The 24309-nt window shown below is 44.9% G+C and carries 33 protein-coding genes and 4 pseudogenes; 20 read left to right on the forward strand and 17 right to left on the reverse strand.

What is annotated here, in order from left to right:
- The first annotated feature begins 4 nt into the window (after positions 1-4).
- The 5 genes from recG to SPI9445_RS24120 all read left to right on the forward strand — a co-directional run bounded on the left by recG (position 5) and on the right by SPI9445_RS24120 (position 4504).
- Positions 5-2467, forward strand: coding sequence for an ATP-dependent DNA helicase RecG (gene recG, locus SPI9445_RS0102950; RefSeq protein WP_017303227.1), 2463 nt, complete (start codon positions 5-7; stop codon positions 2465-2467).
- A 107-nt stretch (positions 2468-2574) separates the two neighbouring features.
- On the forward strand, positions 2575-3234 hold the full coding sequence (locus SPI9445_RS0102955) for a Uma2 family endonuclease (protein ID WP_017303228.1): 660 nt from the start codon (positions 2575-2577) through the stop codon (positions 3232-3234).
- Positions 3235-3307: 73 nt separating this feature from the next.
- The gene (locus SPI9445_RS0102960) at positions 3308-3991 is read left to right on the forward strand and encodes a Uma2 family endonuclease (protein WP_017303229.1); all 684 of its coding nucleotides are present in this window, start codon (positions 3308-3310) and stop codon (positions 3989-3991) included.
- Positions 3992-4019: 28 nt separating this feature from the next.
- Positions 4020-4310 (forward strand): nucleotidyltransferase family protein, encoded by a 291-nt coding sequence (locus tag SPI9445_RS0102965; RefSeq protein WP_017303230.1) that lies wholly within the window; start codon positions 4020-4022, stop codon positions 4308-4310.
- Positions 4307-4504, forward strand: a complete 198-nt coding sequence (locus SPI9445_RS24120; RefSeq protein ID WP_052646620.1) for a hypothetical protein — start codon at positions 4307-4309, stop codon at positions 4502-4504. The genes SPI9445_RS0102965 and SPI9445_RS24120 overlap by 4 nt, the downstream gene beginning before the upstream one ends.
- A gap of 51 nt (positions 4505-4555) precedes the next feature.
- Here SPI9445_RS24120 and SPI9445_RS24125 read toward each other — a convergent pair.
- Together SPI9445_RS24125 and SPI9445_RS26875 are read right to left on the reverse strand one after the other, a co-directional pair.
- Positions 4556-4891 (reverse strand): annotated as a pseudogene (locus SPI9445_RS24125) (Uma2 family endonuclease); the annotation flags it as partial.
- Positions 4892-4983: 92 nt separating this feature from the next.
- On the reverse strand, positions 4984-7581 hold the full coding sequence (locus tag SPI9445_RS26875) for a GmrSD restriction endonuclease domain-containing protein (RefSeq protein WP_017303233.1): 2598 nt from the start codon (positions 7579-7581) through the stop codon (positions 4984-4986).
- A gap of 134 nt (positions 7582-7715) precedes the next feature.
- Here SPI9445_RS26875 and SPI9445_RS31885 point away from each other — a divergent pair, with 134 nt between their 5' ends.
- The 3 genes from SPI9445_RS31885 to SPI9445_RS0102990 all read left to right on the forward strand — a co-directional run bounded on the left by SPI9445_RS31885 (position 7716) and on the right by SPI9445_RS0102990 (position 8491).
- Complete coding sequence (locus SPI9445_RS31885; protein ID WP_420329808.1) at positions 7716-7949, forward strand: NACHT C-terminal alpha/beta 1 domain-containing protein; 234 nt, start codon at positions 7716-7718, stop codon at positions 7947-7949.
- Positions 7876-8106 (forward strand): hypothetical protein, encoded by a 231-nt coding sequence (locus tag SPI9445_RS26880; protein ID WP_202803628.1) that lies wholly within the window; start codon positions 7876-7878, stop codon positions 8104-8106. The genes SPI9445_RS31885 and SPI9445_RS26880 overlap by 74 nt, the downstream gene beginning before the upstream one ends.
- Positions 8107-8272: 166 nt before the next feature.
- The gene (locus tag SPI9445_RS0102990) at positions 8273-8491 is read left to right on the forward strand and encodes a hypothetical protein (RefSeq protein WP_017303236.1); all 219 of its coding nucleotides are present in this window, start codon (positions 8273-8275) and stop codon (positions 8489-8491) included.
- A 71-nt stretch (positions 8492-8562) separates the two neighbouring features.
- Here SPI9445_RS0102990 and SPI9445_RS0102995 read toward each other — a convergent pair whose 3' ends face one another.
- Together SPI9445_RS0102995 and SPI9445_RS0103000 are read right to left on the reverse strand one after the other, a co-directional pair.
- Positions 8563-8967, reverse strand: a complete 405-nt coding sequence (locus SPI9445_RS0102995) for a type II toxin-antitoxin system VapC family toxin (RefSeq protein WP_017303237.1) — start codon at positions 8965-8967, stop codon at positions 8563-8565.
- Between the two features lie 2 nt (positions 8968-8969).
- Positions 8970-9206: a hypothetical protein gene (locus tag SPI9445_RS0103000; protein WP_017303238.1), complete on the reverse strand. Its 237-nt coding sequence runs from the start codon at positions 9204-9206 to the stop codon at positions 8970-8972.
- Positions 9207-9391: 185 nt separating this feature from the next.
- Here SPI9445_RS0103000 and SPI9445_RS31890 point away from each other — a divergent pair, with 185 nt between their 5' ends.
- The 5 genes and pseudogenes from SPI9445_RS31890 (at position 9392) to SPI9445_RS0103015 (ending at position 10560) form a co-directional block, all read left to right on the forward strand.
- Entirely contained in the window at positions 9392-9502 is a 111-nt protein-coding gene (locus SPI9445_RS31890; protein WP_420329809.1) for an NACHT C-terminal alpha/beta 1 domain-containing protein, read from the forward strand.
- Positions 9503-9591: 89 nt separating this feature from the next.
- Positions 9592-9906 (forward strand): hypothetical protein, encoded by a 315-nt coding sequence (locus SPI9445_RS0103005; RefSeq protein ID WP_017303239.1) that lies wholly within the window; start codon positions 9592-9594, stop codon positions 9904-9906.
- Positions 9894-10124, forward strand: a complete 231-nt coding sequence (locus SPI9445_RS0103010; RefSeq protein ID WP_017303240.1) for a hypothetical protein — start codon at positions 9894-9896, stop codon at positions 10122-10124. The genes SPI9445_RS0103005 and SPI9445_RS0103010 overlap by 13 nt, the downstream gene beginning before the upstream one ends.
- A gap of 31 nt (positions 10125-10155) precedes the next feature.
- Positions 10156-10314: pseudogene (locus SPI9445_RS31895) on the forward strand (hypothetical protein); the annotation flags it as partial.
- Positions 10315-10344: 30 nt separating this feature from the next.
- Positions 10345-10560 (forward strand): hypothetical protein, encoded by a 216-nt coding sequence (locus SPI9445_RS0103015; protein WP_017303241.1) that lies wholly within the window; start codon positions 10345-10347, stop codon positions 10558-10560.
- A gap of 125 nt (positions 10561-10685) precedes the next feature.
- Here SPI9445_RS0103015 and SPI9445_RS31900 read toward each other — a convergent pair.
- The 4 genes and pseudogenes from SPI9445_RS31900 to SPI9445_RS0103035 all read right to left on the reverse strand — a co-directional run.
- Positions 10686-10946: pseudogene (locus SPI9445_RS31900) on the reverse strand (type II toxin-antitoxin system RelE/ParE family toxin); the annotation flags it as partial.
- Positions 10947-10957: 11 nt separating this feature from the next.
- The gene (locus tag SPI9445_RS0103025; protein WP_017303243.1) at positions 10958-11161 is read right to left on the reverse strand and encodes a hypothetical protein; all 204 of its coding nucleotides are present in this window, start codon (positions 11159-11161) and stop codon (positions 10958-10960) included.
- A gap of 387 nt (positions 11162-11548) precedes the next feature.
- Complete coding sequence (locus SPI9445_RS0103030) at positions 11549-11890, reverse strand: DUF5615 family PIN-like protein (RefSeq protein WP_017303244.1); 342 nt, start codon at positions 11888-11890, stop codon at positions 11549-11551.
- On the reverse strand, positions 11887-12120 hold the full coding sequence (locus tag SPI9445_RS0103035) for a DUF433 domain-containing protein (protein ID WP_017303245.1): 234 nt from the start codon (positions 12118-12120) through the stop codon (positions 11887-11889). Before SPI9445_RS0103035 ends, SPI9445_RS0103030 begins: the two co-directional genes overlap by 4 nt.
- A gap of 373 nt (positions 12121-12493) precedes the next feature.
- Between SPI9445_RS0103035 and SPI9445_RS31905 the strand changes: the two genes are divergently transcribed.
- Positions 12494-12589, forward strand: coding sequence for a hypothetical protein (locus SPI9445_RS31905; protein WP_420329810.1), 96 nt, complete (start codon positions 12494-12496; stop codon positions 12587-12589).
- A gap of 33 nt (positions 12590-12622) precedes the next feature.
- Here SPI9445_RS31905 and vapC read toward each other — a convergent pair.
- Together vapC and SPI9445_RS0103050 are read right to left on the reverse strand one after the other, a co-directional pair.
- Positions 12623-13030 (reverse strand): annotated as a pseudogene (vapC, locus tag SPI9445_RS31770) (type II toxin-antitoxin system VapC family toxin).
- Positions 13017-13229, reverse strand: coding sequence for a type II toxin-antitoxin system VapB family antitoxin (locus tag SPI9445_RS0103050; protein WP_017303248.1), 213 nt, complete (start codon positions 13227-13229; stop codon positions 13017-13019). The pseudogene vapC and the gene SPI9445_RS0103050 overlap by 14 nt, the downstream one beginning before the upstream one ends.
- Positions 13230-13490: 261 nt before the next feature.
- Here SPI9445_RS0103050 and SPI9445_RS31910 point away from each other — a divergent pair, with 261 nt between their 5' ends.
- From SPI9445_RS31910 to SPI9445_RS0103075, 6 genes are all read left to right on the forward strand, one after another.
- Positions 13491-13601, forward strand: coding sequence for an NACHT C-terminal alpha/beta 1 domain-containing protein (locus tag SPI9445_RS31910; protein ID WP_420329811.1), 111 nt, complete (start codon positions 13491-13493; stop codon positions 13599-13601).
- Between the two features lie 79 nt (positions 13602-13680).
- A complete protein-coding gene (locus tag SPI9445_RS30280) occupies positions 13681-13848 on the forward strand; it encodes a hypothetical protein (RefSeq protein WP_017303250.1) in 168 nt (55 codons plus the stop codon).
- A gap of 244 nt (positions 13849-14092) precedes the next feature.
- The gene (locus tag SPI9445_RS31915) at positions 14093-14293 is read left to right on the forward strand and encodes a hypothetical protein (RefSeq protein WP_026079490.1); all 201 of its coding nucleotides are present in this window, start codon (positions 14093-14095) and stop codon (positions 14291-14293) included.
- A complete protein-coding gene (locus SPI9445_RS28130) occupies positions 14293-14502 on the forward strand; it encodes a hypothetical protein (RefSeq protein ID WP_071525254.1) in 210 nt (69 codons plus the stop codon). Before SPI9445_RS31915 ends, SPI9445_RS28130 begins: the two co-directional genes overlap by 1 nt.
- A gap of 303 nt (positions 14503-14805) precedes the next feature.
- The gene (locus SPI9445_RS24145; protein ID WP_017303252.1) at positions 14806-16389 is read left to right on the forward strand and encodes a serine hydrolase; all 1584 of its coding nucleotides are present in this window, start codon (positions 14806-14808) and stop codon (positions 16387-16389) included.
- 214 nt (positions 16390-16603) lie between these two features.
- The gene (locus tag SPI9445_RS0103075) at positions 16604-17833 is read left to right on the forward strand and encodes an RNA-guided endonuclease InsQ/TnpB family protein (RefSeq protein ID WP_017303253.1); all 1230 of its coding nucleotides are present in this window, start codon (positions 16604-16606) and stop codon (positions 17831-17833) included.
- Between the two features lie 90 nt (positions 17834-17923).
- Here SPI9445_RS0103075 and SPI9445_RS0103080 read toward each other — a convergent pair whose 3' ends face one another.
- The 7 genes from SPI9445_RS0103080 to SPI9445_RS0103110 all read right to left on the reverse strand — a co-directional run bounded on the left by SPI9445_RS0103080 (position 17924) and on the right by SPI9445_RS0103110 (position 24032).
- Positions 17924-18214, reverse strand: coding sequence for a hypothetical protein (locus SPI9445_RS0103080; RefSeq protein WP_017303254.1), 291 nt, complete (start codon positions 18212-18214; stop codon positions 17924-17926).
- Positions 18215-18247: 33 nt separating this feature from the next.
- A complete protein-coding gene (locus tag SPI9445_RS0103085; RefSeq protein WP_017303255.1) occupies positions 18248-19189 on the reverse strand; it encodes an Hpt domain-containing protein in 942 nt (313 codons plus the stop codon).
- Positions 19190-19243: 54 nt separating this feature from the next.
- Positions 19244-19885 (reverse strand): HAD-IA family hydrolase, encoded by a 642-nt coding sequence (locus tag SPI9445_RS0103090; RefSeq protein ID WP_017303256.1) that lies wholly within the window; start codon positions 19883-19885, stop codon positions 19244-19246.
- Complete coding sequence (locus SPI9445_RS0103095) at positions 19885-21108, reverse strand: NAD(P)/FAD-dependent oxidoreductase (RefSeq protein ID WP_017303257.1); 1224 nt, start codon at positions 21106-21108, stop codon at positions 19885-19887. The genes SPI9445_RS0103090 and SPI9445_RS0103095 overlap by 1 nt, the downstream gene beginning before the upstream one ends.
- A 182-nt stretch (positions 21109-21290) precedes the next feature.
- Positions 21291-22076 carry an ABC transporter permease gene (locus SPI9445_RS0103100; protein ID WP_017303258.1) on the reverse strand — a complete coding sequence of 262 codons (786 nt, stop codon included), beginning with the start codon at positions 22074-22076 and terminating at the stop codon, positions 21291-21293.
- Positions 22076-23059, reverse strand: coding sequence for an ABC transporter ATP-binding protein (locus SPI9445_RS0103105; RefSeq protein WP_026079492.1), 984 nt, complete (start codon positions 23057-23059; stop codon positions 22076-22078). Before SPI9445_RS0103105 ends, SPI9445_RS0103100 begins: the two co-directional genes overlap by 1 nt.
- A gap of 430 nt (positions 23060-23489) precedes the next feature.
- Positions 23490-24032: an SgcJ/EcaC family oxidoreductase gene (locus tag SPI9445_RS0103110; RefSeq protein WP_017303260.1), complete on the reverse strand. Its 543-nt coding sequence runs from the start codon at positions 24030-24032 to the stop codon at positions 23490-23492.
- Between the last annotated feature and the right edge of the window lie 277 nt (positions 24033-24309).

Consider the following 24309-nt stretch of genomic DNA (forward strand, 5'->3'; position numbering starts at 1 on the left):
AGAGATGACGCAGATTCCGGACTGGTTACGTTTAAAAAAAGCCCTCACGGTGGAGGCCGAGCGGGGTTTTCAGGATTTGCAAGGCAATCAGTACCGCTTTAGTGAGTTTATGACCCTCAGCTTGGGGGAAAGTTTGGCGGTGGGAACCTCTGATCATCGTCGCCGTTGGCAGAGTTTGGCGCGGGAATTTGCCCGCTATCCCCAACTGGATCAAAGCCAACGGCAAGCGCTCATCGCCACAACTCGGCAGTTCCTCCACCAGTTCCAACAAGACCTAGAAGCCCCTCCTGAACCTCCCAAAACCCCAAATACCCGACCTCTGAGCCTCCGTGAGTCTCACAGACCCACCTCCGATAACATTCCGCCCCTAGATGCACCCCTCAAGTCTTTGCCGGAAATTGAGCGTCGCCGGACGGGGGATGCTTTGCTGCGTTTGGGCTTATATACGGTGCGGGATGCGCTGTTTTATTATCCGAGGGATCACCTTGACTATGCCCGACAGGTGAATATTGCCCAGTTGATGCCGGGGGAGACGGTGACGATTATCGGCACGATTAAGAGTTGTTCTTGTTTTAGTAGTCCGAAAAATAAGAAATTGTCGATTCTGAATATTGTTATGCGCGATCGCACTGGACAGATTCGACTCAACCGTTTTTTTCATGGGGCTTATTTCGCCAATCGAGGCTGGCAGAAGCGTCACGAACTCCAGTATCCCCTGGGTGCGATCGCCGCCGCCTCCGGACTGGTCAAAAAGAATAAATACGGCCTCACCCTAGACAATCCCGAAATCGAGATCCTAGACAGTCCGGGAGGCAGCATTGAATCCCACAAAATTGGTCGCATTCTGCCCGTCTATCCCCTCACAGAAGGCGTTTCCGCCGATATTGTCCGCCAAGCCATTCTAGCCGCCCTCCCGGCCATTCAACACCTCAAGGATCCCCTCCCTCCTGTGATTCAAGATCAATATAGTTTAATCCCCCTACAACAAGCCCTCACTCATTTACATTTCCCCCCGGATCAAACCGCACTCAGTCAAGCCCGCCGTCGTCTTATTTTCGATGAATTTTTCTATTTACAACTCGGATTCTTACAACGTCGGCAACAAGAAAAACAACTTCACAACAGCGCCATTCTCGCCACTACCGGAGAACTGATTGAGCAACTGAAAAAAATTATTCCCTTTGAACTCACCAACGCTCAAAAACGGGTAATTAATGACATTTTAAACGACTTAAATTCATCCATCCCCATGAATCGACTGGTGCAGGGTGATGTCGGTTCAGGGAAAACCATCGTCGCCGTCTTTGCCATTTTAGCCGCCATTCAATCCGGTTATCAAGCCGCCTTAATGGCCCCGACAGAAGTTCTCGCCGAACAACATTATCGAAAATTAGTCAGTTGGTTTAATATCCTCTATCTTCCCATTGAACTACTCACCGGGTCTACAGGAGTCCGTAAACGACGGGAAATTCATTCCCTCTTAGAGACAGGAGAACTCCCCCTTTTAGTAGGAACTCATGCCCTAATTGAAGATCCCATTCAATTTAGAAAACTGGGCTTAGTGGTCATTGACGAACAGCACCGTTTCGGCGTAGAACAGCGCGCCAAACTGTTAGCAAAAGGCACATCTCCCCACGTCCTCACCATGACCGCCACCCCCATCCCCCGCACCCTTGCCCTCACCTTACACGGGGATTTAGATGTGTCCCAAATTGACGAACTCCCCCCCGGTAGACAACCGATTCAAACCACAATGTTAACGGCACGACAACGGCCCCAAGCTTACGAGTTAATCCGTCGAGAAATTGCCGCCGGGAGACAGGCTTATGTGATTTTCCCCCTGATTGAAGAGTCAGAAAAACTAGATGCTAGGGCGGCGGTTAAAGAACATAAACGGTTACAAGAGGTAATTTTTCCTGATTTAAAAGTAGGGTTATTACATGGTCGGATGAATTCGGCGGAAAAAGACGAAGTTTTAACCCAGTTTCGGGATAATGTGACCCAGATTATTGTATCTACCACAGTAATTGAGGTGGGGGTAGATGTTCCCAATGCCACCGTGATGATGATTGAAAATGCAGAACGTTTTGGACTGTCTCAATTGCACCAATTGCGGGGGAGAGTGGGGCGCGGTTCTCATCATTCCTATTGTTTATTAATGAATGGGGGCAAAAGTGCGGACTCTCAGCAAAGATTGAAGGTTTTAGAACAGTCTCAGGATGGTTTCTTTATCTCAGAAATGGATTTACGTTTACGGGGGCCGGGAGAGGTTTTAGGGAGACGACAATCGGGATTAGCGGATTTTGCCTTGGCTAGTTTAGTGGAAGATCAGGATGTGTTAAATTTGGCGCGGGATGCTGCCGAAAAGATGATTTTAGCCGATGAAAATTTAGAGGATTTTCCAGCCTTGCAGGAGGAGTTAGAAACCCGGTATCAAAAGATGATGGGCGGGTCAATTCTAACATGAGGGGGGAGAGGTGAAGTCGGCTAGATCGGGAATGGTGCGCGATCGCTCCTGACCCACCATAACCGAATCGCTATAATCAAACTGTCCCCTCATCTCTGGTCGATACTATGCAGATTCAATCTCCCATCTATCCACCTCTGGAAAATGGCGACCGTCTCAGCTACCGAGAATTTGAGCAACGTTACGCCGCCATGCCGACGGGTCAGAAAGCCGAATTAATTGAAGGAGTCGTTTATATGGCCTCACCCCTGCGGTTTACCACCCATGCCAAACCCCACGCCGATTTAATCGGGTTACTTTGGACTTATAAAATGGCAACCCCAGGCACAGAAATAGGCATTGAACCCACCCTTCGCCTCGACTCAGACAACGAAGTTCAACCGGACGGGGTGTTATTGATTCCGGAGGGAAGTTCTCAAATCACCTCAGAGGGGTATATTCAAGGCGCGCCGGAATTAGTAGTAGAAATTGCTGCCAGTAGTGCCGCCATTGATTTAGGGGATAAACAACGAGTTTATCGACGGAATGGGGTGCAAGAATATCTAGTGTGGCAAATCTTTGACCAGCGACTGGATTGGTTTTATTTGGAAGAGGGAGTTTATCAGTCTCTTGTTCCCAATGATCAGGGGATTTTGTGTAGTCGGGTGTTTCCCGGTTTATGGTTAAACGCAACGCAACTATTACAAAATAACCTCGCGGCCGTTTTGGAAACCCTACAAGGGGGACTAGCCTCCCCAGAACATCAAGCCTTTATTCAACCGGATTAAAACAGAGGTTAGCCATAAATTGCCATGACCCCATCGCTATAATCAAACTGTCCCCTGATCTCTGGTCGATACTATGCAGCTTCAATCTCCCATCTATCCACCTTTGGAAAATGGCGATTCTCGTTCCGAGACGCTGCGCGAACGTCTCAGCTACCGAGAATTTGAGCAACGTTACGCCGCCATGCCGACGGGTCAGAAAGCCGAATTAATTGAAGGAGTTGTTTATATTGCCTCACCCCTGCGGTTTACCACCCATGCAGAACCCCACGGTCTGATCATCACCTGGTTAGGCGTTTACAAAGCCGCTACCCCCTCCACCGCAATGGGGATTGAACCCACCCTTCGCCTTGATTCCGACAACGAAGTTCAACCGGACGGGGTGTTATTGATTCCGGGGGGAAGTTCTCAAATCACCTCAGAGGGGTATATTCAAGGCGCGCCGGAATTAGTAGTAGAAATTGCTGCCAGTAGTGCCGCCATTGATTTAGGGGATAAACAACGAGTTTATCGACGGAATGGGGTGCAAGAATATCTAGTGTGGCAAATCTTTGACCAGCGACTGGATTGGTTTTATTTGGAGGAGGGGGTTTATCAGTCTCTTGCTCCCAATGATCAGGGGATTTTGTGTAGTCGGGTGTTTCCGGGTTTATGGTTGAACGCAACGCAACTATTACAAAATAATCTCGCGGCCGTTTTGGAAACCCTACAAGGGGGACTAGCCTCCCCAGAACATCAAGCCTTTATTCAACCGGATTAAAACAGAGGTTAGAACAACTTAACGACTGATGAATTTGCCAGAGCGACTGCAAGAGAAACGAGAGGAAATTTTGACATTAGCTGCCCAGTATGGAGCCAGCAATATTCGTGTTTTTGGCTCCGTGGCACGGGGGGAAGCCGATGCCGATAGTGATGTAGATTTTTTGGTGGAAATGCAGCCCGGACGCAGCTTGCTGGATATGGGTGGACTGCTGATGGAACTCCAAGAGTTACTAGGCTGTCGGGTTGATATTATAACGGAGAAGGGGTTACGTCCTAGGATTCGCCAACAAGTCCTAGCGGAAGCGATACGGTTATGAGAAGTGATCTCGAAAAGTTGCTGGATATGTTGGAAGCAATAGAACGCATTTATCAAGGGCGGTTTGAGGAATTGCAACGGGAAATTATGGTTGGTGTTGCTGCTTCCGAACGGGGTGAGGTTGTTGATGGGGAAACAGTGTTCTGCCAACTGCAACAAAAGCTACAACAACGTGGCTATCAAGATGATTTATGACTAATATTTGTCGTTTTATCCCATCGCCTCGTTACCCTTTTCTCGGCTCCCCTACCCTCCGAGTTGCTGCTTGAGATCACGAATGGCTGCACTGGTATTTCTCTGATAGGCAATTTCTAAACATTGAGCAACGAGAGCAGCTGGGTTGACCGCCGGGAAATATTGGCTTTGGGATGTGATGCCGTATTCATTGCCCTGAAGTTGGTAAATCATCAGTTGCTGGTTCCGAAATAGCCAGACTTCTGGCACTTGATAGGGCAGATAATCCTGCACATCTGAGTAGCTGGTGATGTCAATTTCTAACACCAAATCTGGCGGGGGGTCATTGCGCCAATCAATCCGTTCTTTACCGGAAACCGCTTGCCAATGGTCAATAACGACGAGATAAATCTGTAGTAACTTTGTGTTGCCAGTCTTTGGGGAGAGTTTAGAGGTGTCGTGAACACTGTTGGAAAATTCTTGTTTTATTTAATTCTTGTTTATTCAGATAAAAGTTTAGAGCCTTTCTTTCTGTTACTATCACTGTGAGTAATTTGAAGATTCTCTATAGAATCTTCTCCACCTATGCTTAATGGTGTACTATGATCTACCTCAATATCATCTCCTATAAATAGAGGTGCTCCTGAAATAGCACAGCGATTATCTTGTCCTCTAAGTTTTTCAAGCTTTTGAGGTTCAGAAAGCTGAATTTGTCTTGAGTTAATTTGATACTTTTTGTGAAAATCTTCAACTTTTGGTAAAAATAGATCTTTTGTAAAATTTGAAGTATTTCTCAAATCATAAAAAATATTTTTTAAATCTCGTTTGATATCTAACCTATGAGATTTAACCATTTCAAGTCCAAGTGGGTTAAGAAGATACCAAAGAAGGTAAAAGTCTTGTTTTGTACGCCTAAATGAACGAACTTGTCTTTGCGCTTTAAATAGCAAATTGAGTTCATCACCAAAGAACTTATCGAATTTTTCTTTACCTCCTTCAACATCTCTATCCAGTAAAATGATTTTTACTTTTTTTACAAAGCTTTCCACATTTTTGATACTTTTGAGAAAGTTCTTCTTGACTTCTTCATCTTCAAATTGAAGTAGCCTAGTGATGTCGTGCGATGAACCTATCCTTACATTTATTCGATTATTTTTATCATAAATGTACAAAGACTTCTTATCAGCATCCTTACTCTTAAGGTGCTGATACTCAAGGTATGCTAAGGATGTATAAAGTTCTTCATTTTCCATTCTATCTCTATCATTACGGCTTTTGACAAGTTTGATATAAAACCATTCTCTATACTTATCAAGACTCTTTCTAATATTTTCAATAATGTCTCTATCCACCCAAGAATTCCACATCTCGAAAGAATTCTCTCTAATTGGATATGGCTTGTTATTGAGTCTCACAAAAAGATCAACGGGATTAAAATCTGGATTGAGGCTTTCTTGAATTTCGACTACCAAAAGTTCAAAATCTAAAATCTTATCTTGTAAAGAAGGATCAAAATTTTTCAGATCGTTGTAGGTTTTGTTGTTTAAATCCTTGAGTATTTTTAATCCCTTTAAACGAAAGCTTGAGTTTTTACTGCTACATTGATGACCACTCTCATCCATATACTTTTGACCTATAAAACCTAAAATTGTTAGTAGACGTTGTTGTCCATCTATCACCTCTGAAACACCATCTTTACGCTTATAAATAAATATTGCTGGAAGGCTGATACCTAAAAGAATACTTTCAATAATTGAAGACGCTTTAGATATATTAATTACTTCTGTTCTTTGGTAAGAAGGACGAACAAGAAACATATTGCGATTCATCCCTCTCGCGATATCATCTATTGAAGTTCGTGATGGTTCTGGCTTTGTTACTCTTAAAGATTCTAATTCACCGAGTTTAGTAATCGTATCATCTTTTTCACTTTTCCTGATGAGATTTAATTCATCCCTTGTCTTCTTGTCACCCTCTACATAGGCACGAAGATTTATATCAAGTTCCTGCTCAAATAACTTTGCCATAAATGAGAAACGTTCTTGAACCAAACTATAGTAATGAGAATCAATAAACTTATCATGATTATCTGAAATTGCACGACCTAAACGTTCAATAAAGTTGGGTGTATCCACTTGAGATAGATCTATTTGTTCCGCATCTAATACCTGAAGTCCCCATAACAAACATTCAAAAGCTGGTCGTTTTACACTTAAACTTTTTTCTGTAAATACCTGCTTCATCCGATGGACTAGACGAACTTTTTCTACAAATCTATTACATAAATCCTTTACATCTTCTACCTCGTTTGCCATATGTTCATACAATTTATCTAGCGTTTCAGTTCTATTGTTTCCCCATGAGTAATATCTAATAGGAAACTTGTGAAGAACTAAATACCTACGAATAAACTGTAGGATTCTTCCACTATCAGAAACTCTTTCACTCTCCTTCGGCAAGAAAAGGTCAGTAACCATATTGCAGAATTCAGAATCTTTTTTTACAAACTTCTTAAAATGTTGAAAAACTGAATCTGCATCATATAGAGCATTATCTATTTCTGGCTTCTTTAAAGGGGTTATACCAGAATTATATCTACCAAATATTTCTTTTTTAACTTTATCTTCCAGACTTGGATTGAGTCTAGGTTCGTTAACTATTTCAAATTCTATAATTCTAATTTTGGCATCAAGAAATAAATCAATTATACTTTTTGTTTCAGAACTAGCTTGTAAAGATTGATAAGTTGCTTTAGCGATCTGCTTTAGGGCAGCCAGACCATTCCTTGTCAATGAAAATTCATTTTCTTTAAAACGCTTTATTGTCTCAAATCTTTGCCTTCCATCAATTACTTCAATACGAGAGCCGTTGTTAAAAAATATAAGAGGAGGTATCTCAGTACCCAATAAAATACTTTCAATAAAGTAAGTCGCTTTATGATCATCCCATACATAATTTCTCTGGTAATAAGGCTTGTAATCGATTTTATTTAAACTGCGTAAACTAAATAGTGAGTCTATAGATTTTGAATAGGTTTCAATTTTCAAGTGCGATGTGAAAATTGTTTCAAAGTCTTCTTGAGTCAAAAAACCACTCATTATCAATTTTTCTCCTAAATTTTGTTGATATTATTTGATTCCTAACCTTGGAATTATAGGATAGCAATACCCTAACTGTCAAACTCCCCCAACTCCTACAAACCCAACTCACCGAAACCAACCTCCACAAAACCCTGCAACTCCTCTGCATCGACGGCAGCCGCTTCAGCGACCCTAGCAACCCCGCCCTACAAATCTACACTAGCCTTAAAAAAGCTGGTTGTCCGGCCAGCCCCGACGGTAAACCCGATACCATTGCCAAACTCCAAGCCTACTGGCAAGCCTACTGGGAAGATGACCTCAGCGACCAGGCGATCGCCCTCATCCTCTACGAAGAACCCACCAATCCACCCCCCCCAAGGCTTTGATATGGCGGTCCTCAATCAACTCGCCCGCTTTAGCCATCCCCCCATTGCCCTAGTTGTCCCCGATCGCCTTGCTGAATGCCGATTACCGCAGTTCCTAGAAACCGACCCTAATTTAGTGACAACAATCCTTCAGTGGTTGCAAAATTTAGAAAGATAGGGGGCATCCCTTCCTCACCTCAGAACCTCTAGAAGCGCCGTTAAAAGGCTTTCCCCCCAATTAACCGAATCTGATATCCGCCATTGAAACCTGGTTAGGTGAGATTTGAGGATTGGCATTTTTTAGGTTAAAATATCGATAGATTAATAGACAAAAAAAGTAAAAAATGGTTAATTCTTTTGAATTTAAAGCGAAAATCAAACAAGGCATGATAGAAATTCCGCCGGAATATCAACAAAGTATTCAAGAAGGAAGGGACGTTAGAGTGATTGTGTTTTCAGAAGCCAAGCCCCAACCCAGATTAATGGATCAACTGGCAGAAAACCCCATTCCCGTTCAAGGGTGGGTCAAACCAACCCGAGATGAAATTCACGACAGAAAGTGATGAGTGATAAAACCCTATTTATTGATTAAAATATTTGGCGATATCGTTGTCAAGTTGATGAATTAACACTATCATTGATAAATAGAAATCACCTTAATACTTCGAGTTCGACGAATTGACTTTTGAGGTTTTTCATTGGTTATGAATTCCGTTGCTCCAACCGAGACTGCTGCTGCAATATGTAAAGCATCCATAGCCCCTAGTCCAAATTGACTAGATTCTCGATAGGCTTGTTCAATGATAGTGTTGATATCGTTTGCCCAGTAAATGACGGCATCAAAAAAAGTTTCATAAAACTTTATCTCGCTACTTTGTTGATGATAAATGGCTTTTGGCAAAACCTCTAATTTCAAAAAAATACTAGAAGCAAATTCTCGCTGGTCATCTTCTAAGATTTGTAAAGAAAGTTCAGCCATTTCATTTTCAGCGCGAGCCGCATAAATTAACACTCCAGCATCAACAAAAGTTCGGATCATGATTAGTCTGTATATCCTCCACGACGTTCCACTTTTTCTTGTTCTATTTCTTCTGGCGTTAACAAGGGGATGCCCGATTCTATAATTTCTTGGCGGATTTTTCTTAACTTTGCTCCAAGCGGGGAATTGGGTTTAGTCGGTTGGGGCGTTTGATGAAGAGAGTCAATAAAAGCGAGAACTTGTTGCTGTTGTTCAGGGTCTAAACGCTGCCATTTTTCTAATAATTTTTGGGTAGTCATTTGGCTTGATTCCTGATTTTAGGCTCTGATTAATTGTAATATAGCCTGACTTGCGATCGCCCCCTCAAAATCCTCAAACCTTGTAGCCTCCTCCCCCAGGGTGCCATCCTCCTCAGCAGCGAATTTCCACCCCGACCCAAGCCACCCCAGAACTCATCGCCTGTTGCCAAAAACTGACCGGGGTAATTGCTGTAGCCTTTCTCACCGATGACCCCCTAGAAGCGCCGTTAAAAGGCTTTCCCCCCAATCAACCGAATCTGATATCCGCCATTGAAACCTGGTTAGGGGAGATTTAAGCAGCCACCAAGAAACCCGGTTTCCGAACCCTCACCCCAAGTTCTCAAATTCGCTAAAATATTAGCAAACCCTAGCCTTCAGCTAAAACATGGAATCAATTGTTAAATTTATTGTTTCTACTCCCCTAGGGTTCACAGTCCGCACTACCGAAAGCTACTGGCAAACTTTGCTAATCAAACATCCAGATATTACCCATTATGAAACTGAAATTCAGCAAACCCTTAATCAACCCGATGCCATTTACCAAAGTCAGCGCGATATTGATGTCTTGCTATTTTATCGCACTCTCAAAGCCAAAAGGTGGCTGGTTGCTATTGCGCGGCGTTTAAATGGAGAGGGTTACTTGATTACAGCTTACCAAACTGATGCAATTAAAACCGGATCAAAGTTATGGCCCAAATAAAAGTCTTTTACGAACCCGAAACCGAACTCTTAACTATTTTTTGGCAATCTCCCCGCCCTAACCAAATTGCTACGGAACTTGGGAACGATATTATCCTTTTCAAAGATGGAGATACCAATGAACCCATTGGCATCGAAGTGTTATCCTATCGCCCTGGAGACGATCGCATTAGTGGCATCTCCCTGGAACTCGGTCAACAAACCCTGATTAAAACCTGAAAAAATCCACTGAACTCAAATCTAAGCGAAAATTACCTTCCTCACCGAGGAACCCCTAGAAGCGCCGTTAAAAGGCTTTCCCCCCAATCAACCGAATCTGATATCTGCTATTGAAACCGGGTTAGGGGATAGTGTACATGGGGTTCTCCCTGAAACTTGGCATAAAATTAGAATTGACCTTGAAACCTGATTTAGCTGTGTGAGAGCAGACTGAACTGTTATGAATACCCTAGCTCAAGAAATTCTCAAAAACTTTGATGAGTTGCCGAAGACAGAACAACAGGCGATTCTCCTACGGAGACGCTTCGCGATCGCAGCAGAAATACTCAAGCGTGTTATCAATTTTGACTTTACCCCTTTGACCAATGAGGATTTAGTCCTCAATGCAGAAGCACTATTTTTAGCCTTAGATGAGCAAGAAGCAGATTATCAGTAGTCCTAACCGGGGAGAAGTTTGGATAGTTGATTTAAGTTTCACCGCCAAAGTTAGGCAATTTTTGTTCTTTTATCTGTTAGTTCAAATGAGTTAAAGGAGATTTACGAAGCCCTGTTTAGGAACACTTAATACACCTCATTATGGCTGCCTATATCAACAAATACCGCTTTTTCATCTTCGGTAAAATAAAACACTACCCTCTCATCATACTCTACACTAAAGCTCCATAAGTCTTTTAACTTCCCCGATAGTTTATGGGTCTTTAAACTCGGTTCAAATGGATCTATAATAAACAGCTCTAATTTTTTCCAAAACTTGGCCTCCAAATCTGCATTACCTTTAATCTTCTTTTTAAAAGAGCGTTTAAAGGCAGAACTAAAACTAACTTACATAATTATTATTCAAGTAATTCTTTTAATCGGTTAATTTGACTAGAAAATATAAGTTCTTCTTGCTTCTCTTCCTGCTTGGCTAATTGAAAATTTTCATAAATTTGATCACGAGACTCTTCACGAAGATATTGTTGTAATAACAGAGAAATTTCTCTTTTTTCATCTGTGGAAAGACTTTTTATGACATCAACTACATCATTAAATTTCATTATTAACTAAGCCTTATGATGCTGAACTGCCTTTAATAATATCCCATTTTGCCATAAACTAACCGACACCCCCCAAAAAGCCCCCTTAGAAAGCTGTCCCCCGAATCAACCAGTCTAATCCCTGCCATTCACTACAACTCACCACTGAGTGCGATCGCCCCCTCAAAATCCTCAAATCTTGTAGCCTCCTCCCCCACGGTGCCATCCTCTTCGGTAGCGAAACGGTTTCCACCCCGACCCAACCCACCCCAGAACTTATTGCCTTTTCAATGACCGGGGTAATTGCCGTTGCCCTTCCTCACATCAGAACCCCTAGAAGCGCCGTTAAAAGGCTTTCCCCCAAGCAAGGGAATCTGATATCGACGATTGAAACCGGGTTAGGGGAGATTAAGGAGTATTTGTAATTTCTACAATCATTTCTCCTTGCGACAATTGCTCTAACGCATTCGGTAAAGTCGCTATTAATAATTGTCGCAAGTTGCGGTTCGTGACATTGCCACAAGTTAGCCACAAAATTTGAGGAGGTGTTCCTAAACGACATACCAAGTCGATGAAATCACTGTCTTTCGTAATAATTACCACATTTTCAGCCCGTGCTGCCGCAAAAATCTCGATATCTTGAGCATCCCGTAAGCCTAAATCTCGCAATGCTCTGGCTTCTAAACCAAAGGTTTCTGTCAGCCAACTTGCCAATGTAGGGGGAAGTTGAGCATCAACCCAAATTTTCATGCGGTTAGTCTAGGAAAATCAGTACGTCTTGCTGCAAAGACTAAACAGGCTTGAATATCTGCTAGTTCTAAATCTGGAAAATCTTCTAAGATTTCAGAAATGCTAACATTTTCAGCTAACATTTCTAAAATATCGGTGACTCGAATTCGCATCCCGCGAATACAGGGACGACCCCCACATTGACCGGGATTTTGCGTAATTCGGCTCATTAATTCAGGAGTTGAAGTCATATGTTTAAGGCTGAATGTGTGATTATGCCTCATAAATTATAGCCGATCGCGCTCCTCAATTCTTTCTCCGAATAAGCGCTCACCTTTAAATCCCTGCAACACCTGCCCCTGTATTGCTTCAACGCCTACATCCTCGCTAACCAAACCCGCAAATAGGAAATCGCTCTCACCTTCAGCAAACTGATTTGGGATATCACTTGTCCCGAAGAAAGACCCCCCCGGCATCCCTGCTGAACTGCGCCGCCCCCTCAAAATCCTCAAACCCTGTAGCCTCCTCCCCCAGGGTGCCATCCTCTTCGGTAGCGAAACGGTTTCCACCCCGACCCAAGCCACCCCAGAACTCATTGCCTTTTGCCAAAAACTGACGGGGGTAATCGCCGTAGCCTTCCTCACCGAGGAACCCCTAGAAGCCCCCTTAAAAGGCTTGCCCCCCAATCAACCGAATCTGATATCCGCCATTGAAACCTAGTTAGAGGAGATTTAATTAGAGGAGACTTGAGAATTAATTATTGTCAGGTCGAAAGCGTAACCTATTAAGGCTTGTCACCGTTGCAATTGTCTCAAAATCACGGTCATTATGAATTAAGATCAACTGATGTGCGATCGCCAGTTGAGCAATGCAACAATCAATATTACTTCTAACCGTTCATCCCTGTCGTTGTAAATCGTAATAAATTCGGGCAGCCGCCACCCAAGTATTAGGAGTGGGTTCGATATAGTCTTGGTCTTGCAGATAGGTTTCTAATAACCTCCACTCCCGCTCATCTCGGCAACCTTGCAACAGTTCCATTTGAGTAAATCGGCTCAAAAAAATGGGTTGCTCCTTAATAATTTCTGATAAAGATTGACCAACTGTACCCGTCTTGTCTCGGAAAACAGCAATCCAAACGGATGTATCAATCAAAAACATTTCGGTTTAACCGTAAGGCTTTATAGTCGTAATCTGTTGAGAATTGAATCTGTCCGCTCAAATCGAGTAAATTTCGTTTTTTGCGGTTTTTGACTAACTCGGATAAAGCAAAGTTAATTAATTCTTGTTCTGTCTGAATATTGGTTAAGCGCAATCCTTCTTTCACCAATTCTTCATTGAGTTCGATGGACTTTTTCATCGCTAGTGGTTGATTTTATGTTCAGATTTATTGTCATACAGATTTACTTATACTAACATTTTTCTGACTCAATATCCCCCTGATTTGGGAAATCACTTGTCCCGACGAAGACCCCGCCGGAAATGCGCCGTCACCTCAAAACCCTAAAACGCGCCCCACCTCCTCCCCCACCGCGCCATCCTCTTCGGTAGCGAAACGGTTTCCACCCCGACCCAACCCACCCCAGAACTCATTGCCTTTTGCCAAAAACTGACGGGGGTAATCGCCGTAGCCTTCCTCACCGAGGAACCCCTAGAAGCGCCGTTAAAAGGCTTTCCCCCCAATCAACTCAATCTGATATCTGCCATTGAAACCTGGTTAGGGGAGATTTAAGCAGCCAAGAAACCTGGTTTCTGACCCTTAGCGGCAAAATTAGCTAAAATGTCAGCACCCCCTAGCCGCCAACTCAAAAATGACTCAAACTCTTGATATCACTGGACTCACCCCAAAACAAATCGAGCAAATTCAGAAGATGATAGAAACCTTTAAAACGATTAATCAACAGCAGAACCAATTAACCCCAGAAAATCTCTCAGAATCAGACTTAAATTCCTTGTTTTTTGCCAGCGAAATCCTCTAGCCCTTTAATCGGACGATGCTTTATGGTAACAGAAGCTAAACGAATTTATCTGGATACGAACATCCTCGCTTATGTTGCTAATACGAAAGCCCCTCAACATAAAGCCGCTTTAGAAATAGTTAGACCCACAGAAAGGGAAATTTTGTGTGTCTCATCGCAGGTTTTAGCGGAATTTTACTCCTATATTACTCTGATGCCTTGCCAGCCCAGCTATAATTTCTACAACCACGACAGAGGTAAAATTGTGTCCGACCTAAAAGAAATTGAACAAGCAATTCTCTCCCGGCCATCCCATGAGTTTAAAAAACTAAAACAATGGTTCCTTGATTTGGATTATCAACGGTGGGATGAACAGATAGAACAGGATATTGCCGAGGGTCATTTAGAAGCCTTCGCTCAAGAGGCGATCGCGGAGTTTGTATCTGGACATTGCCGAGAACTCTGATGCACTATACCACTCGACGATTTTGGCAATGTTACCATGCTTTACCGGAAACTGTACAAACAACTGCCGATGAATGCTACAACTTACTCAAATCTGACCCGTCTCATCTGTTTCTCCATTTCAAAAAACTGGGGAAAAGGTATTGGTCGGTTAGAGTCGGGTTAAATTATCGTGCTTTGGGTGTTGAAGTAGAGAACGGCATTTCTTGATTTTGGATTAGAACCCATGCCGAGTATGACCGATTGATTAGCACATAACCTGGAAATTACTCGCTTAACGTTAAAATTCCCAAACAGTATTTAATCGACCAGGTGGATGACTTCAAGCCTGTGCCTGAGTTAACCTTGTGCAATCCCTTTGACCCAAATCTGATATCCGCCATTGAAACTTGGTTAGGGAAGATTGTTGAGCATCGACCCAAATTTTCATGGAAATTTTTTGCTATTTGTCAGCGAAATTGGTTTAATGGGTGAAGTTCCTATTGGAAAAAGTACGGTGGGGATCTTTAATTCATGCCATCAGACGGATCATCAGATAAAAAACGGGAGAAGTTGGATCTAGCCTTGCCTTTTGGTGGGTTAAATCCCACTCCGCCTCCTCCTGCGCCATCGCCCCCTTCCCCTATCCCGCCTCACCTTTCTCTTCCCAAAGCCTCACCGGAGAACCAAGGAGGCTATCATCAAGCTCCTAAACCGGGGCGGCAATCCTTGCGCGAGGTTTCTCTACCCTCTCGTCCTCCTCAAGATGCCCCTGTTTCCCGTCCGAATCCCCCTCGTCCAACTCGCCTCCCACGTCCTCCTCAAGATGCGCCTGTTTCCCGTCTTAATTCGGCTCGTCCGACTCCAGTTAACCCAAAATTAGTTAACACAAAACGGCGTAAAAGTCAAGATATATCCCCGACCAAAACGCGGCGCGCCCCAGCCCAACCGACCCGACTCCAACAGACGACCCAACTTCAAAGAGCTTACTCTGTCCAGCCCTCGCCTTCGGATACTCCTAGACCTCGGGGAACAGGGACCAAAAAACCGATTTCACCTAAATCTCCCCCGACGCTGACTTCTTTGTTGTTGGTCTATAGTTTGCGGGTGTTGATTTTGGGGGTTGGGGCTGGTGCGATCGCCGGAACCATTTTAGGCACAGTGGACGCTTCCCGTAATTTACCCTTTCTCACCCCCTCCCCCACCACCAGTCAAGCGATCCGAGATCGGGGAGATCAAGGTCGCTATCCCCCTGCATTAGCAGCCAATCGCGAGATTACCCCCCTTAAAAATCGGTTACAAAGTCTGATCGCTCGCTACTCAGAATTTGAGGCCGGGGTATTTTTTATGGACTTAGACACCGGAGACTATGTAGACATTCAAGGCAGCAAACCCTTTGCCGCCGCTAGTACGATCAAAACCCCCATTCTGATTGCGTTTTTCCAAGCCTTAGATGCGGGAAGTGTAAGCTTAACAGAAACCCTTGTTATGGAAGAGGATACCCGGGCTGGAGAGGCCGGGGATATGCAGTATCAGCCCATCGGAACCCGCTTCTCAGCTTTAGATACTGTCACCCGCATGATTACCATTAGTGACAACACAGCAACGAATATGATTATGAAGCGTTTGGGGGGGCAAGACATCCTGAACCAACGCTTTGCAGAATGGGGTTTGTCAGCGACGGTGATTCGCAATTTGTTACCGGATCTCGAGGGGACGAATACAACCAGCGCGGTGGATTTAGCCCATGTGATGGCTAGGGTGAATCGTGGGGATTTAGTGAATTTGCGATCGCGAGATCGGTTGTTAGAAATTATGCGCAATGTTCAGAATAACCAACTCCTCCCCCAAGGCTTGGAAAATGGGGCGATTATTGCCCACAAAACTGGAAACATTGGTTCTGTGGTGGCTGATGCCGGACTCATTGATACACCCACGGGGCGGCGCTACCTCGCGGCCGTGATCATTCAGCGCCCCCACAATGATCCCAAGGCCAAGGATTTAATCCGGGACATCTCCCGGGAGGCCTATCAATATTTTAATCAACCCGTTCCCACTCCTGATACAACAATGGCTCCTCTAGAACGGGATTCGATTGCCGTTCAGCCGGGAGTTTGAGTCATCAACTCCCCGACTCCTGACTCCCGACGAACAGACTTTCTCAGCAAGCCCTAACTTTTCAGCTTTGCCCTGCCAACTGGGGAAACACCGATGAGATGAAAAGCCGACCAGCATAGAACAGCGAAGCACGACTAAGAATAACTCTAATCTATCGTTGCCAATTTAATTCTAGTGTACTAGGATAGTTTGTGTAGCAGGTCGATGGCGCAAAATGTTTGTTTTAGAGTACAAGCTTAGAGGAAAACCATCTCAATATCAAGCCATTGATGAAGCTATTCGGACAGTCCAGTTTGTTCGGAATAAATGCCTTAGATATTGGGAAGAAAATCAAAGTGTAGGACAAAAAGATATTTATCGATATACAACTCAATTGAGAGATGAATATCCTTTTGTCAAAGAGCTTAACTCTACGGCTTGTCAACAGGCTTGCGAACGGATTTGGACTGCTATTCTTCGGTTTTATAACAACTGTAAGAGGAAAATTGCTGGCAAGAAAGGTTATCCCAAATACTCCAAACGGACTCATTCTGTTGAATTTAAAAAGTCAGGGTGGAAACTTAATCGAGATGCCAAGAAAATAACTTTCAGTGATGGAAAAAACATTGGAGAGTTAAAACTAATTGGTAGTCGAGACTTGTTCTATTTTCAAGAATGGCAAATTCAACGAGTGAGAATAGTTAAAAGGGCTGAGGGATATTATTGCCAGTTAATGCTAAAACTCGATGTTAGAGATATAACCCCACAATTAGAACCGACCCAACAATGTGTAGGGCTAGATATGGGGTTAAAATATCTTTATGTTGACAGTAACGGTAATACAGTAGAGCCTCCTAAGTATTATCGAAAAGCCGAAAAGCATCTTAATAAACTGAATAAAAGAAAGTCTAAAAAGTTTAAAAAAGGCAATAGGCAGTCCAATAACTACAAAAAAGCTAGTCGAAAATATGCTAAGGGACACTTAAAAGTAAGTAGGCAACGAGAAGAGTTTGCTAAAAAATTGGCACTCCGTTTAATTCGGTCAAACGACTTGATAGCTTACGTTGGCGAAGCCTGCACGAAGTGCATAGATTTAAAAGTCAAGAACCTTGTCCGCAATCAAAAACTCGCCAAAAGTATTAATGACGCTGGTTGGTCACAATTCAGAAAATGGATTGAGTATTTTGGCATTAAATACGGCAGATTAACGATTGCAGTTAATCCAGCCTATACGAGTCAAGAATGCTTTAATTGTGGTCGATTAATCCAAAAGTCTCTATCAGTTAGAACTCATGTTTGTTGGTGTGGATATGTAGAAGATAGAGACAAGATGGCGGCATTGAATATACTCAAAAAAGCTACGATAGGGCATATCGGAAGCTGGTCGTTAGACCTAAACGCTTGGGGAGATTTAAGCTCTATCTTGGTTGGTAGAAATACCTGCCAAGACAACTTGAGTCAGTGAACCAAGAATCCCTCGCTTTTAGCGACGGGAGTGTCAATAATATCATCAGAAACTCCGAGTTCTGGATCTAACAAAACTTTAAGGCCATGTCTAGGAAAGAGAACTAAAGCTTTTTTCCGGCTGAAAATCTCGGCAATAAATCGCTTGTTCTGTATTAGCAATGGTGGGGTGAATGGTACATTTCAAGCGGTGATCATTGGTGAAAAATTGGCAATTCGTACAGGGGATTTGGTGCATGGTTTGACTACGGGCGAGAACCTCTTGAACACTGCCCACAATGGAACTAATTAGGCTCAGAATGAACAGCCAAGCGAACAGGAAACACAAGGGAATTAGAAAAGGTTGGATGACATGAACAAAGGGAGCAAGCAGTTGAAACATAGACCGATATGACGAACAGGAATTAAAAATCTACTATTTGGCAGCTAGTAATTCCACCAGTTGAGAGAGTTGTTGTTTACTAAACACATTCATTAAGGTTTTGGCCGCCGCCTTGGGTTCTACGGGGATCAGAACTTGGGGCGTTTTCGCGTCGGCCAGTTGTTTTAAGGCGGGGCTAACTTGAATGTCCTCCGACTGTCCTAAAACCTTTAAGTCGCTGTTGTGTTTGAGTTCTTTAATAATAACCGGGGCAAGGGTGCGATAGGAATATTTCGGATTGCCAATGGCCTGATGACAGGATTTTGTCACCATTTGCCAGCCTTTCTCCTTGGGGGCTAATTTGGCCAAGCGCACACATAACTTTTGCAGTTGTTTGCGGCCTTCGGGGGTGGCTTTAGCTTTGAAGAGGGCGAGCATTTCTTTTAACAAGGCCTTAGTTTCGTTGGCAAAGGGATCTGAGGGGGGAGGTGGCGCACTGGGGGCTTTTTGGGGCTTTGGACTTTCTTCGATGACTTCCCCACTGACTAACTGATGTAAATAGTTTTCTAGGGTATCAAAATCCGGTTCAGCCGCTTTGGTGATCCGGCTGGCTGTTGCATCTTGTAAACCATCGGGACTTTCTAAATGATCTAGGAGGGTGTGTAGGGTGTCGTACCCCTTGAGGAATAAGGCCTCTAGTCTGCCATCGACGGGAACATCATGTTCCTTGAGGATTTTAAAACAGTCTTCGAGACGGTGGGCGGTTTTTTGAATGCTGTCGTAGCCCAACATGGCCGATCCCCCTTTGACGGAGTGGGCGGCACGAAATAATTCATTGAGCGCTTCTGGATCTTTACAGACTTTGGGCAAATCCATCACCCCCTGCGCTAAGGTTTCGAGGTGTTCCCTCGCTTCCTCAATAAAATACCCTAAGATTTTCTGTTGATTGGCCGCATCCAAGGTTCTTTCCCCCCACTTGAGACGAACTTGATTCAAAGATAGCTGATTTCGGGTTCAGGCGCTTGATTCCGCTTCCTCTGGAGCCTCGGGTTAACGTTGGAGGAGGAAGGGGCGTAAACCTGCCGCTTTGGCTCCGCGATAGTCTTGTTCTAAACTATCCCCAATAAACCAGGCTTGACTGGGGGGACATTGATGTTTTTCGAGGGCTTTAGTGAAAATTTTGGGATTGGGTTTAGCCACACCGGAGGAGGAGGAAATGGTGATACTTTGGAAAAATTTCCTCAACTCTAACCCGTCTAAAACCGAATGAATCCGGGAGTCGAAATTGGAAATAATGCCTAATTCGATCCGTTCATAACGCCACTTTTCCAAGGAGGGCAGGATGTCGGGGTAAATTTCCCAAGGGTCTGGGGTGGCAAAATACCCATAAAGTCGATTGAAAAAGGCGGGGAAATCCTGAAAGTCTTCGAGGACTCCCGCTTGAGCAAAGGTGGATTTGGCGATCGCCTGCCACCAGTTATATTCCTTTTCGGGAATTTCCACCCACTTCGCCCCCGGAAAAGCGAGGGGGGCGGCGTTTTTGAAGGTGTCATGAAAGGCCTGGTCGAGTCGCTTGGGATCGACCTTTACGCCAAATTCTTGGGCGATCGCACCGTAGACTTCCCCGACGCTCCCCTTGACCCCAAACAGGGTTCCCACCGCATCGAATAAAATGACTTTTGGTTTAGACATTACGAACTTTTGGACTGGGATAGAACTTTAAGCAGTGGCTGAGTGAGCCAGTTCACCCCCACAGCGAATTGATGCTGTAAGGTCGGTAAACGGTATAAATAGGCCAGTCGGCGGGCGACATAGCCAACAGACCCCTCTAACTTCATCCCCAACCCGTTCAGGGTTGCGGTTTCGACTCCTAATGCTAGCATCTCTCCTAGACCTTGATAACGGAATGGCAGTAATGGGCGATCGCACACCGAAGCCCAAAGGTTCCAAGCGCAATAATCCGCCTGTTGAATCGCCACCTGTGCCGTTGCCTGTTCGCGGAGCGTCACGAAGTGAATATCTTGCCCGGTGACATCCTGACAATGGGCGGCATCCCCCAAAGCGAACAGATGGGGATAGTCTACCACTTGCAGGGTGGGCTGAGTCATTAATTGACCCCGTTCATTGTGAGGTAAGGGTAAATCGCGGATCAGGTCACTCACTTGAGTTCCCACCGTCCACAGCACAATCTCTACAGGTAACAGATCAACTTGTCCTTTATACAACAACTCTAGGGAATCGGCTCCCACAGACTCCACGGAAGTTTCTAAATCAACCCAGACTTTCCGCACTTCGAGGGCTTTTTCCGCCGCTTGACGGTTAAAATCCGTCGCCGTTTTGAGCAGTTGCTCTCCCCGTTCCACCAGGCGAATCCGTCCCCGTTCCCCCAAACGATCGGCCAACTTACAGGCTAACTCTACCCCACTATATCCCCCACCGATAATCGCGACGCGGATTTTGTCCATCTCCGACTGTTCGAGAATACGCAATTTTTCCAAGAGGTGGTAGGCGTGGGGGAGGGTACGGAAGGGGATAGCATAATCCTGTACACCCGGAATATTGCTCAGGGGGGTTTGTCCCCCTAGAGCAATGGTCAAATAGTCATAGGTCAAAGCGGGGCGATTTTCTAACTCTACATACTGTTCTTCAATCTCAATTCCCGTCACCTTCGCCTGATAGAAGCGAATCCCCGTCTGACTCAATAACTCCTCAAAGGGGGGCGCAATTTCCCAAGTTTGCAACTCCCCTGTAATTAACTCATAAAGTAAGGGAGCAAACAAAAAACGGTCATTTTTATCCACCAGCACAATTTCGGGGGGGTTTCCCTCCCAAGGAAATTGGCTTAAGCGCAAAGCGGTATAGAGCCCCCCAAACCCCCCCCCGAGGATGACAATTCGTTTCGCTGCGGTAGTCATAAACAGTTAGGCGTAAAATCTAAGTACAACAATCCTTTTCAGGATAACTGCTATCGTCGGCAAGTGGGGAAGCAAGGAGACTGAATCTGGGCGATCGCAGAACCTCGGGAAAATCTCATAGTCACCTGAAGCCCTCCCCACCCGCGAGAGCGCGAGATGAGGGATTCAACCACCAAAATCATTCACGCCCCCATTCCCGAGTATTTTCTCAACCCCTTACGCCACAACCAACGATTCAGTCCCAACAACACCCCTCCCCAGACCAATAACGTTAAGAATCCCCGCCCCACCGACACAGGCAGCCCAATAAACAGCGCCACCGGGAAATAGAGCAAATAGGGAAAAGGAGTCCACTGGGCTATTTCCTGCATAAGCGGCGGAAACACCTCCAACGGGGCAAGATAACCCGATAAAAACAAATAAAACAGGAAAAACAAATCCTCCAGCGCACTCGCCCGTTCCGTCCAAAACGCCAAAATCGCTAAAGTATATTGCAACAAAAACCGCAAACTAAACGCCAATCCTGTCGCCAAACACCCCAGCAAAAATTGCCCTAAACTCATGCTCCAGAAGGCTTGAGGATAGAGCCAGAAAAACAGCACAATCAGCACCACCACAAAAGGGAGACGAGCCAACCGTTCCGAAAGATGGGCAGCGACATGATGCCAAACCGGGTCAATGGGTTGTAATAACTTGAGGGATAATTTCCCCTGCACCACCTCCTTTTCAAACTCCCAAATCACCCAAACCAGCGTAAATTGACGAACAATAAACACCATAATGAAATAGCGGGCAAAGGTGAGAGGGTCTAGCGTAAATTGTCCCCCCTGGGCGGCTTCAATCCAAACCCCCATCAAAATAATGGGCAAAGACCCCGAAAGCACCCAAAACAACAACTCTGCGCGGTACTCCACCATATAGGCGTAATACACCACCAAAAAGGTTTTAATTTTTTGCCACAGCCCCATTATTCTTTCACCCCCTGCGTGAACAATCGACCAATAACCTCCTCAATCGGCGGCTCCGCCACACTTAAATCCTCTAAAGGCAGTTGGGCTAAAAGTTGCGCCACCGTTCGCGTCAGGTCTTCCCGACGAACCAAAAACCGCACCTCGCGCCCCTCCATGGATTCAATTTCTCCGTATTGGTTCAATTGCTCTAAAGGGACTAACTCCGTCAGTTCCACCTTCACTTCCCGATAGGGGGCAAAGCGTTCAAGGAGGCCGTCTAAACTGCCATCGTACATTAACTGACCTTCGTGGATTAATAGCACACGCTGACAGAGGGCGGTAATATCGGCCATGTAGTGACTGGTCAGGAGAATTGTGGCCTCATAGCGGCGGTTATATTCCCGCAAAAACTCCCGCACAGCAGCCTGAGCGTTGACATCTAAGCCAAGGGTGGGTTCATCTAAAAATAAAACGGGCGGATGGTGGAGAAGGGCAGCCAAGAGTTCCGCTTTCATCCGTTCTCCGAGGGAGAGTTTCCGCATCGGCTGGGTGAGTTTCCCCTCTAGGGCGAGGAGTTGGGAGAGTTCTTGGACTCGGTGTTTAAATTCAGCCTCGGGGATTTGATAAACGGCCGCGTTGATTCTCAGGGAGTCTAGGGCGGGCAAATCCCAGAGCAGTTGCTGTTTTTGCCCCATGACGAGGCTCATTTTTTTGAGAAATTGAGGTTGGCGACGAAAGGGGACATATCCCGCAACACGCACCTCTCCACTGGAGGGGTGAATCAATCCGGTGAGCATTTTTAGGGTGGTGGTTTTCCCGGCACCGTTGGGACCGAGAAAACCGACGATTTCCCCCGTGTTTAGGCTAAAGGAGATATTCTGAACGGCATGGATGGAGCGATAGGTACGGCGGAAAAAGTGGTTTAGCGTACCTTTTAAGCCCGGTTGTTTGAGGGCGACGGGATAGGTTTTGCTGAGGGCTTCGACTTCAATAATGGACATAAATTCCTGCAAAGGATGGATTGTGATGTCCATTGTCTAGACCCGAGGGAGGAGAAGGCAAGAGGTCAACGGCGAATTATCGCTAGGGCTTGCTGAATAAGTCCGAGAGTTGGGTAATCGGGAGTCGGGAGTCGGGAATCGGGAATCGGTGTAGGGGCGCAATGCTTGCGCCCTAGGGTGTCGGGGGAGGGGGAGAGAGGGAGACAAGGAATTAAGACTTATTACCTATTACCTCACCCCTGTTCCCTGTTCCCTGTTCCCCGTTCCCTAAAATAAAAGAGTTTTGGCTATTCACTAGCCACTATTCCCCTGCTCCCCTGCTCCCTGTTCCCCACCCCAAGCAGAGTTATTCAGCAAGCCCTAGCTAGTCCTAATGAGACATGAAGGCTATTGTCCTATTTCGATTCCGGGCGAGCCTTTTTTGCAGGACTCAGATAGGTTTGCTATAGTATTGCTCTTTGATATCCACTTCAGACGTTGCAGCTACTTCAGGCATTAAAGAAGAGTGATGATGAGCAATTAACCATTGACCATTTTCATAAACATAGACATAGGAATAACGGGCAGAGGCTTCAATCGCTTCGCCATTTTCGTTATGCAAGGTAAAGGTATAAATCCCCACATCAGAGGCTTTATTACAACCCAGTGTGATGGTACGTTCATTGATTACACCTTGAGGTCGTTGTTGCAGAAACTCAACGAAATAGTCCTTAATTTTTTCCGGTGTCGTGCGGGGGGTGTTGGAAATAGTCGGCAGTAAAACGGCACTTTTACTATAGTTTGCGGCCACTTCAACCGGGTCTAAAGTGGCGAGAGATTGATTCCAACGGTCAAATAAGCTGCTAATTTTCTCTTCACTCACTGGCGCACATACTTTAGTCCGGGGGGTCGTTTCTTGGGCATAACTAGGCAGGGCTAAACTAGCCGCTAAAACACTCAGAGATAGACTAGAAAAAACAGCTTTAAGTAACATAATTTCCCAACTGAATAGATAGCAAACAATTCTTTTTCACGATGACATAGGCTTTCGGAGATTGCCCTCTACCTTAAGGCCAGTATAAAAGCTTAGTGAAAATTAGATATAAGAAAAACTTATTTTCGAGCGCGGAGGGGGAGCCGCAGTTTGTAGGGTGCGTTAGCGGAGCGTAACGCACCGTTGGGGCATGGTGTATCTAGGGTCTGCTGTTCACTTCGTGACGCTCCGCGAACGCGAAGCGTTGCGTAGCAATATATCCCTCTAAGCAGTGTTA

The sequence above is a fragment of the Spirulina subsalsa PCC 9445 genome, from assembly GCF_000314005.1.
Classification (GTDB): domain Bacteria; phylum Cyanobacteriota; class Cyanobacteriia; order Cyanobacteriales; family Spirulinaceae; genus Spirulina_A; species Spirulina_A subsalsa.

Excerpts from the sequence above, each read along its gene's own strand:
- recG (WP_017303227.1), top strand. The coding sequence starts at position 5 with ATGACGCAGATTCCGGACTGGTTACGTTTAAAAAAAGCCCTCACGGTG.
- SPI9445_RS28130 (WP_071525254.1), top strand. The coding sequence starts at position 14,293 with ATGCACTATACCACTCGACGATTTTGGCAATGTTACCATGCTTTACCG.
- SPI9445_RS0103050 (WP_017303248.1), bottom strand. The coding sequence starts at position 13,229 with ATGAAAAAGTCCATCGAACTCAATGAAGAATTGGTGAAAGAAGGATTG.
- SPI9445_RS26875 (WP_017303233.1), bottom strand. The coding sequence starts at position 7,581 with ATGAGTGGTTTTTTGACTCAAGAAGACTTTGAAACAATTTTCACATCG.
- SPI9445_RS24120 (WP_052646620.1), top strand. The coding sequence starts at position 4,307 with ATGAGAAGTGATCTCGAAAAGTTGCTGGATATGTTGGAAGCAATAGAA.
- SPI9445_RS30280 (WP_017303250.1), top strand. The coding sequence starts at position 13,681 with ATGACTCAAACTCTTGATATCACTGGACTCACCCCAAAACAAATCGAG.
- SPI9445_RS0102960 (WP_017303229.1), top strand. The coding sequence starts at position 3,308 with ATGCAGCTTCAATCTCCCATCTATCCACCTTTGGAAAATGGCGATTCT.
- SPI9445_RS0102955 (WP_017303228.1), top strand. The coding sequence starts at position 2,575 with ATGCAGATTCAATCTCCCATCTATCCACCTCTGGAAAATGGCGACCGT.
- SPI9445_RS0103080 (WP_017303254.1), bottom strand. The coding sequence starts at position 18,214 with ATGTTTCAACTGCTTGCTCCCTTTGTTCATGTCATCCAACCTTTTCTA.
- SPI9445_RS0103015 (WP_017303241.1), top strand. The coding sequence starts at position 10,345 with ATGAATACCCTAGCTCAAGAAATTCTCAAAAACTTTGATGAGTTGCCG.
- SPI9445_RS0103105 (WP_026079492.1), bottom strand. The coding sequence starts at position 23,059 with ATGTCCATTATTGAAGTCGAAGCCCTCAGCAAAACCTATCCCGTCGCC.
- SPI9445_RS0103100 (WP_017303258.1), bottom strand. The coding sequence starts at position 22,076 with ATGGGGCTGTGGCAAAAAATTAAAACCTTTTTGGTGGTGTATTACGCC.
- SPI9445_RS0103010 (WP_017303240.1), top strand. The coding sequence starts at position 9,894 with ATGGCCCAAATAAAAGTCTTTTACGAACCCGAAACCGAACTCTTAACT.
- SPI9445_RS0103110 (WP_017303260.1), bottom strand. The coding sequence starts at position 24,032 with ATGTTACTTAAAGCTGTTTTTTCTAGTCTATCTCTGAGTGTTTTAGCG.
- SPI9445_RS0103005 (WP_017303239.1), top strand. The coding sequence starts at position 9,592 with ATGGAATCAATTGTTAAATTTATTGTTTCTACTCCCCTAGGGTTCACA.
- SPI9445_RS0102965 (WP_017303230.1), top strand. The coding sequence starts at position 4,020 with ATGAATTTGCCAGAGCGACTGCAAGAGAAACGAGAGGAAATTTTGACA.
- SPI9445_RS0103075 (WP_017303253.1), top strand. The coding sequence starts at position 16,604 with ATGTTTGTTTTAGAGTACAAGCTTAGAGGAAAACCATCTCAATATCAA.
- SPI9445_RS0102990 (WP_017303236.1), top strand. The coding sequence starts at position 8,273 with ATGGTTAATTCTTTTGAATTTAAAGCGAAAATCAAACAAGGCATGATA.
- SPI9445_RS0103095 (WP_017303257.1), bottom strand. The coding sequence starts at position 21,108 with ATGACTACCGCAGCGAAACGAATTGTCATCCTCGGGGGGGGGTTTGGG.
- SPI9445_RS0103025 (WP_017303243.1), bottom strand. The coding sequence starts at position 11,161 with ATGAAATTTAATGATGTAGTTGATGTCATAAAAAGTCTTTCCACAGAT.
- SPI9445_RS0102995 (WP_017303237.1), bottom strand. The coding sequence starts at position 8,967 with ATGATCCGAACTTTTGTTGATGCTGGAGTGTTAATTTATGCGGCTCGC.
- SPI9445_RS24145 (WP_017303252.1), top strand. The coding sequence starts at position 14,806 with ATGCCATCAGACGGATCATCAGATAAAAAACGGGAGAAGTTGGATCTA.
- SPI9445_RS0103090 (WP_017303256.1), bottom strand. The coding sequence starts at position 19,885 with ATGTCTAAACCAAAAGTCATTTTATTCGATGCGGTGGGAACCCTGTTT.
- SPI9445_RS0103030 (WP_017303244.1), bottom strand. The coding sequence starts at position 11,890 with ATGAAAATTTGGGTTGATGCTCAACTTCCCCCTACATTGGCAAGTTGG.
- SPI9445_RS26880 (WP_202803628.1), top strand. The coding sequence starts at position 7,876 with ATGACCTCAGCGACCAGGCGATCGCCCTCATCCTCTACGAAGAACCCA.
- SPI9445_RS0103000 (WP_017303238.1), bottom strand. The coding sequence starts at position 9,206 with ATGACTACCCAAAAATTATTAGAAAAATGGCAGCGTTTAGACCCTGAA.
- SPI9445_RS0103035 (WP_017303245.1), bottom strand. The coding sequence starts at position 12,120 with ATGACTTCAACTCCTGAATTAATGAGCCGAATTACGCAAAATCCCGGT.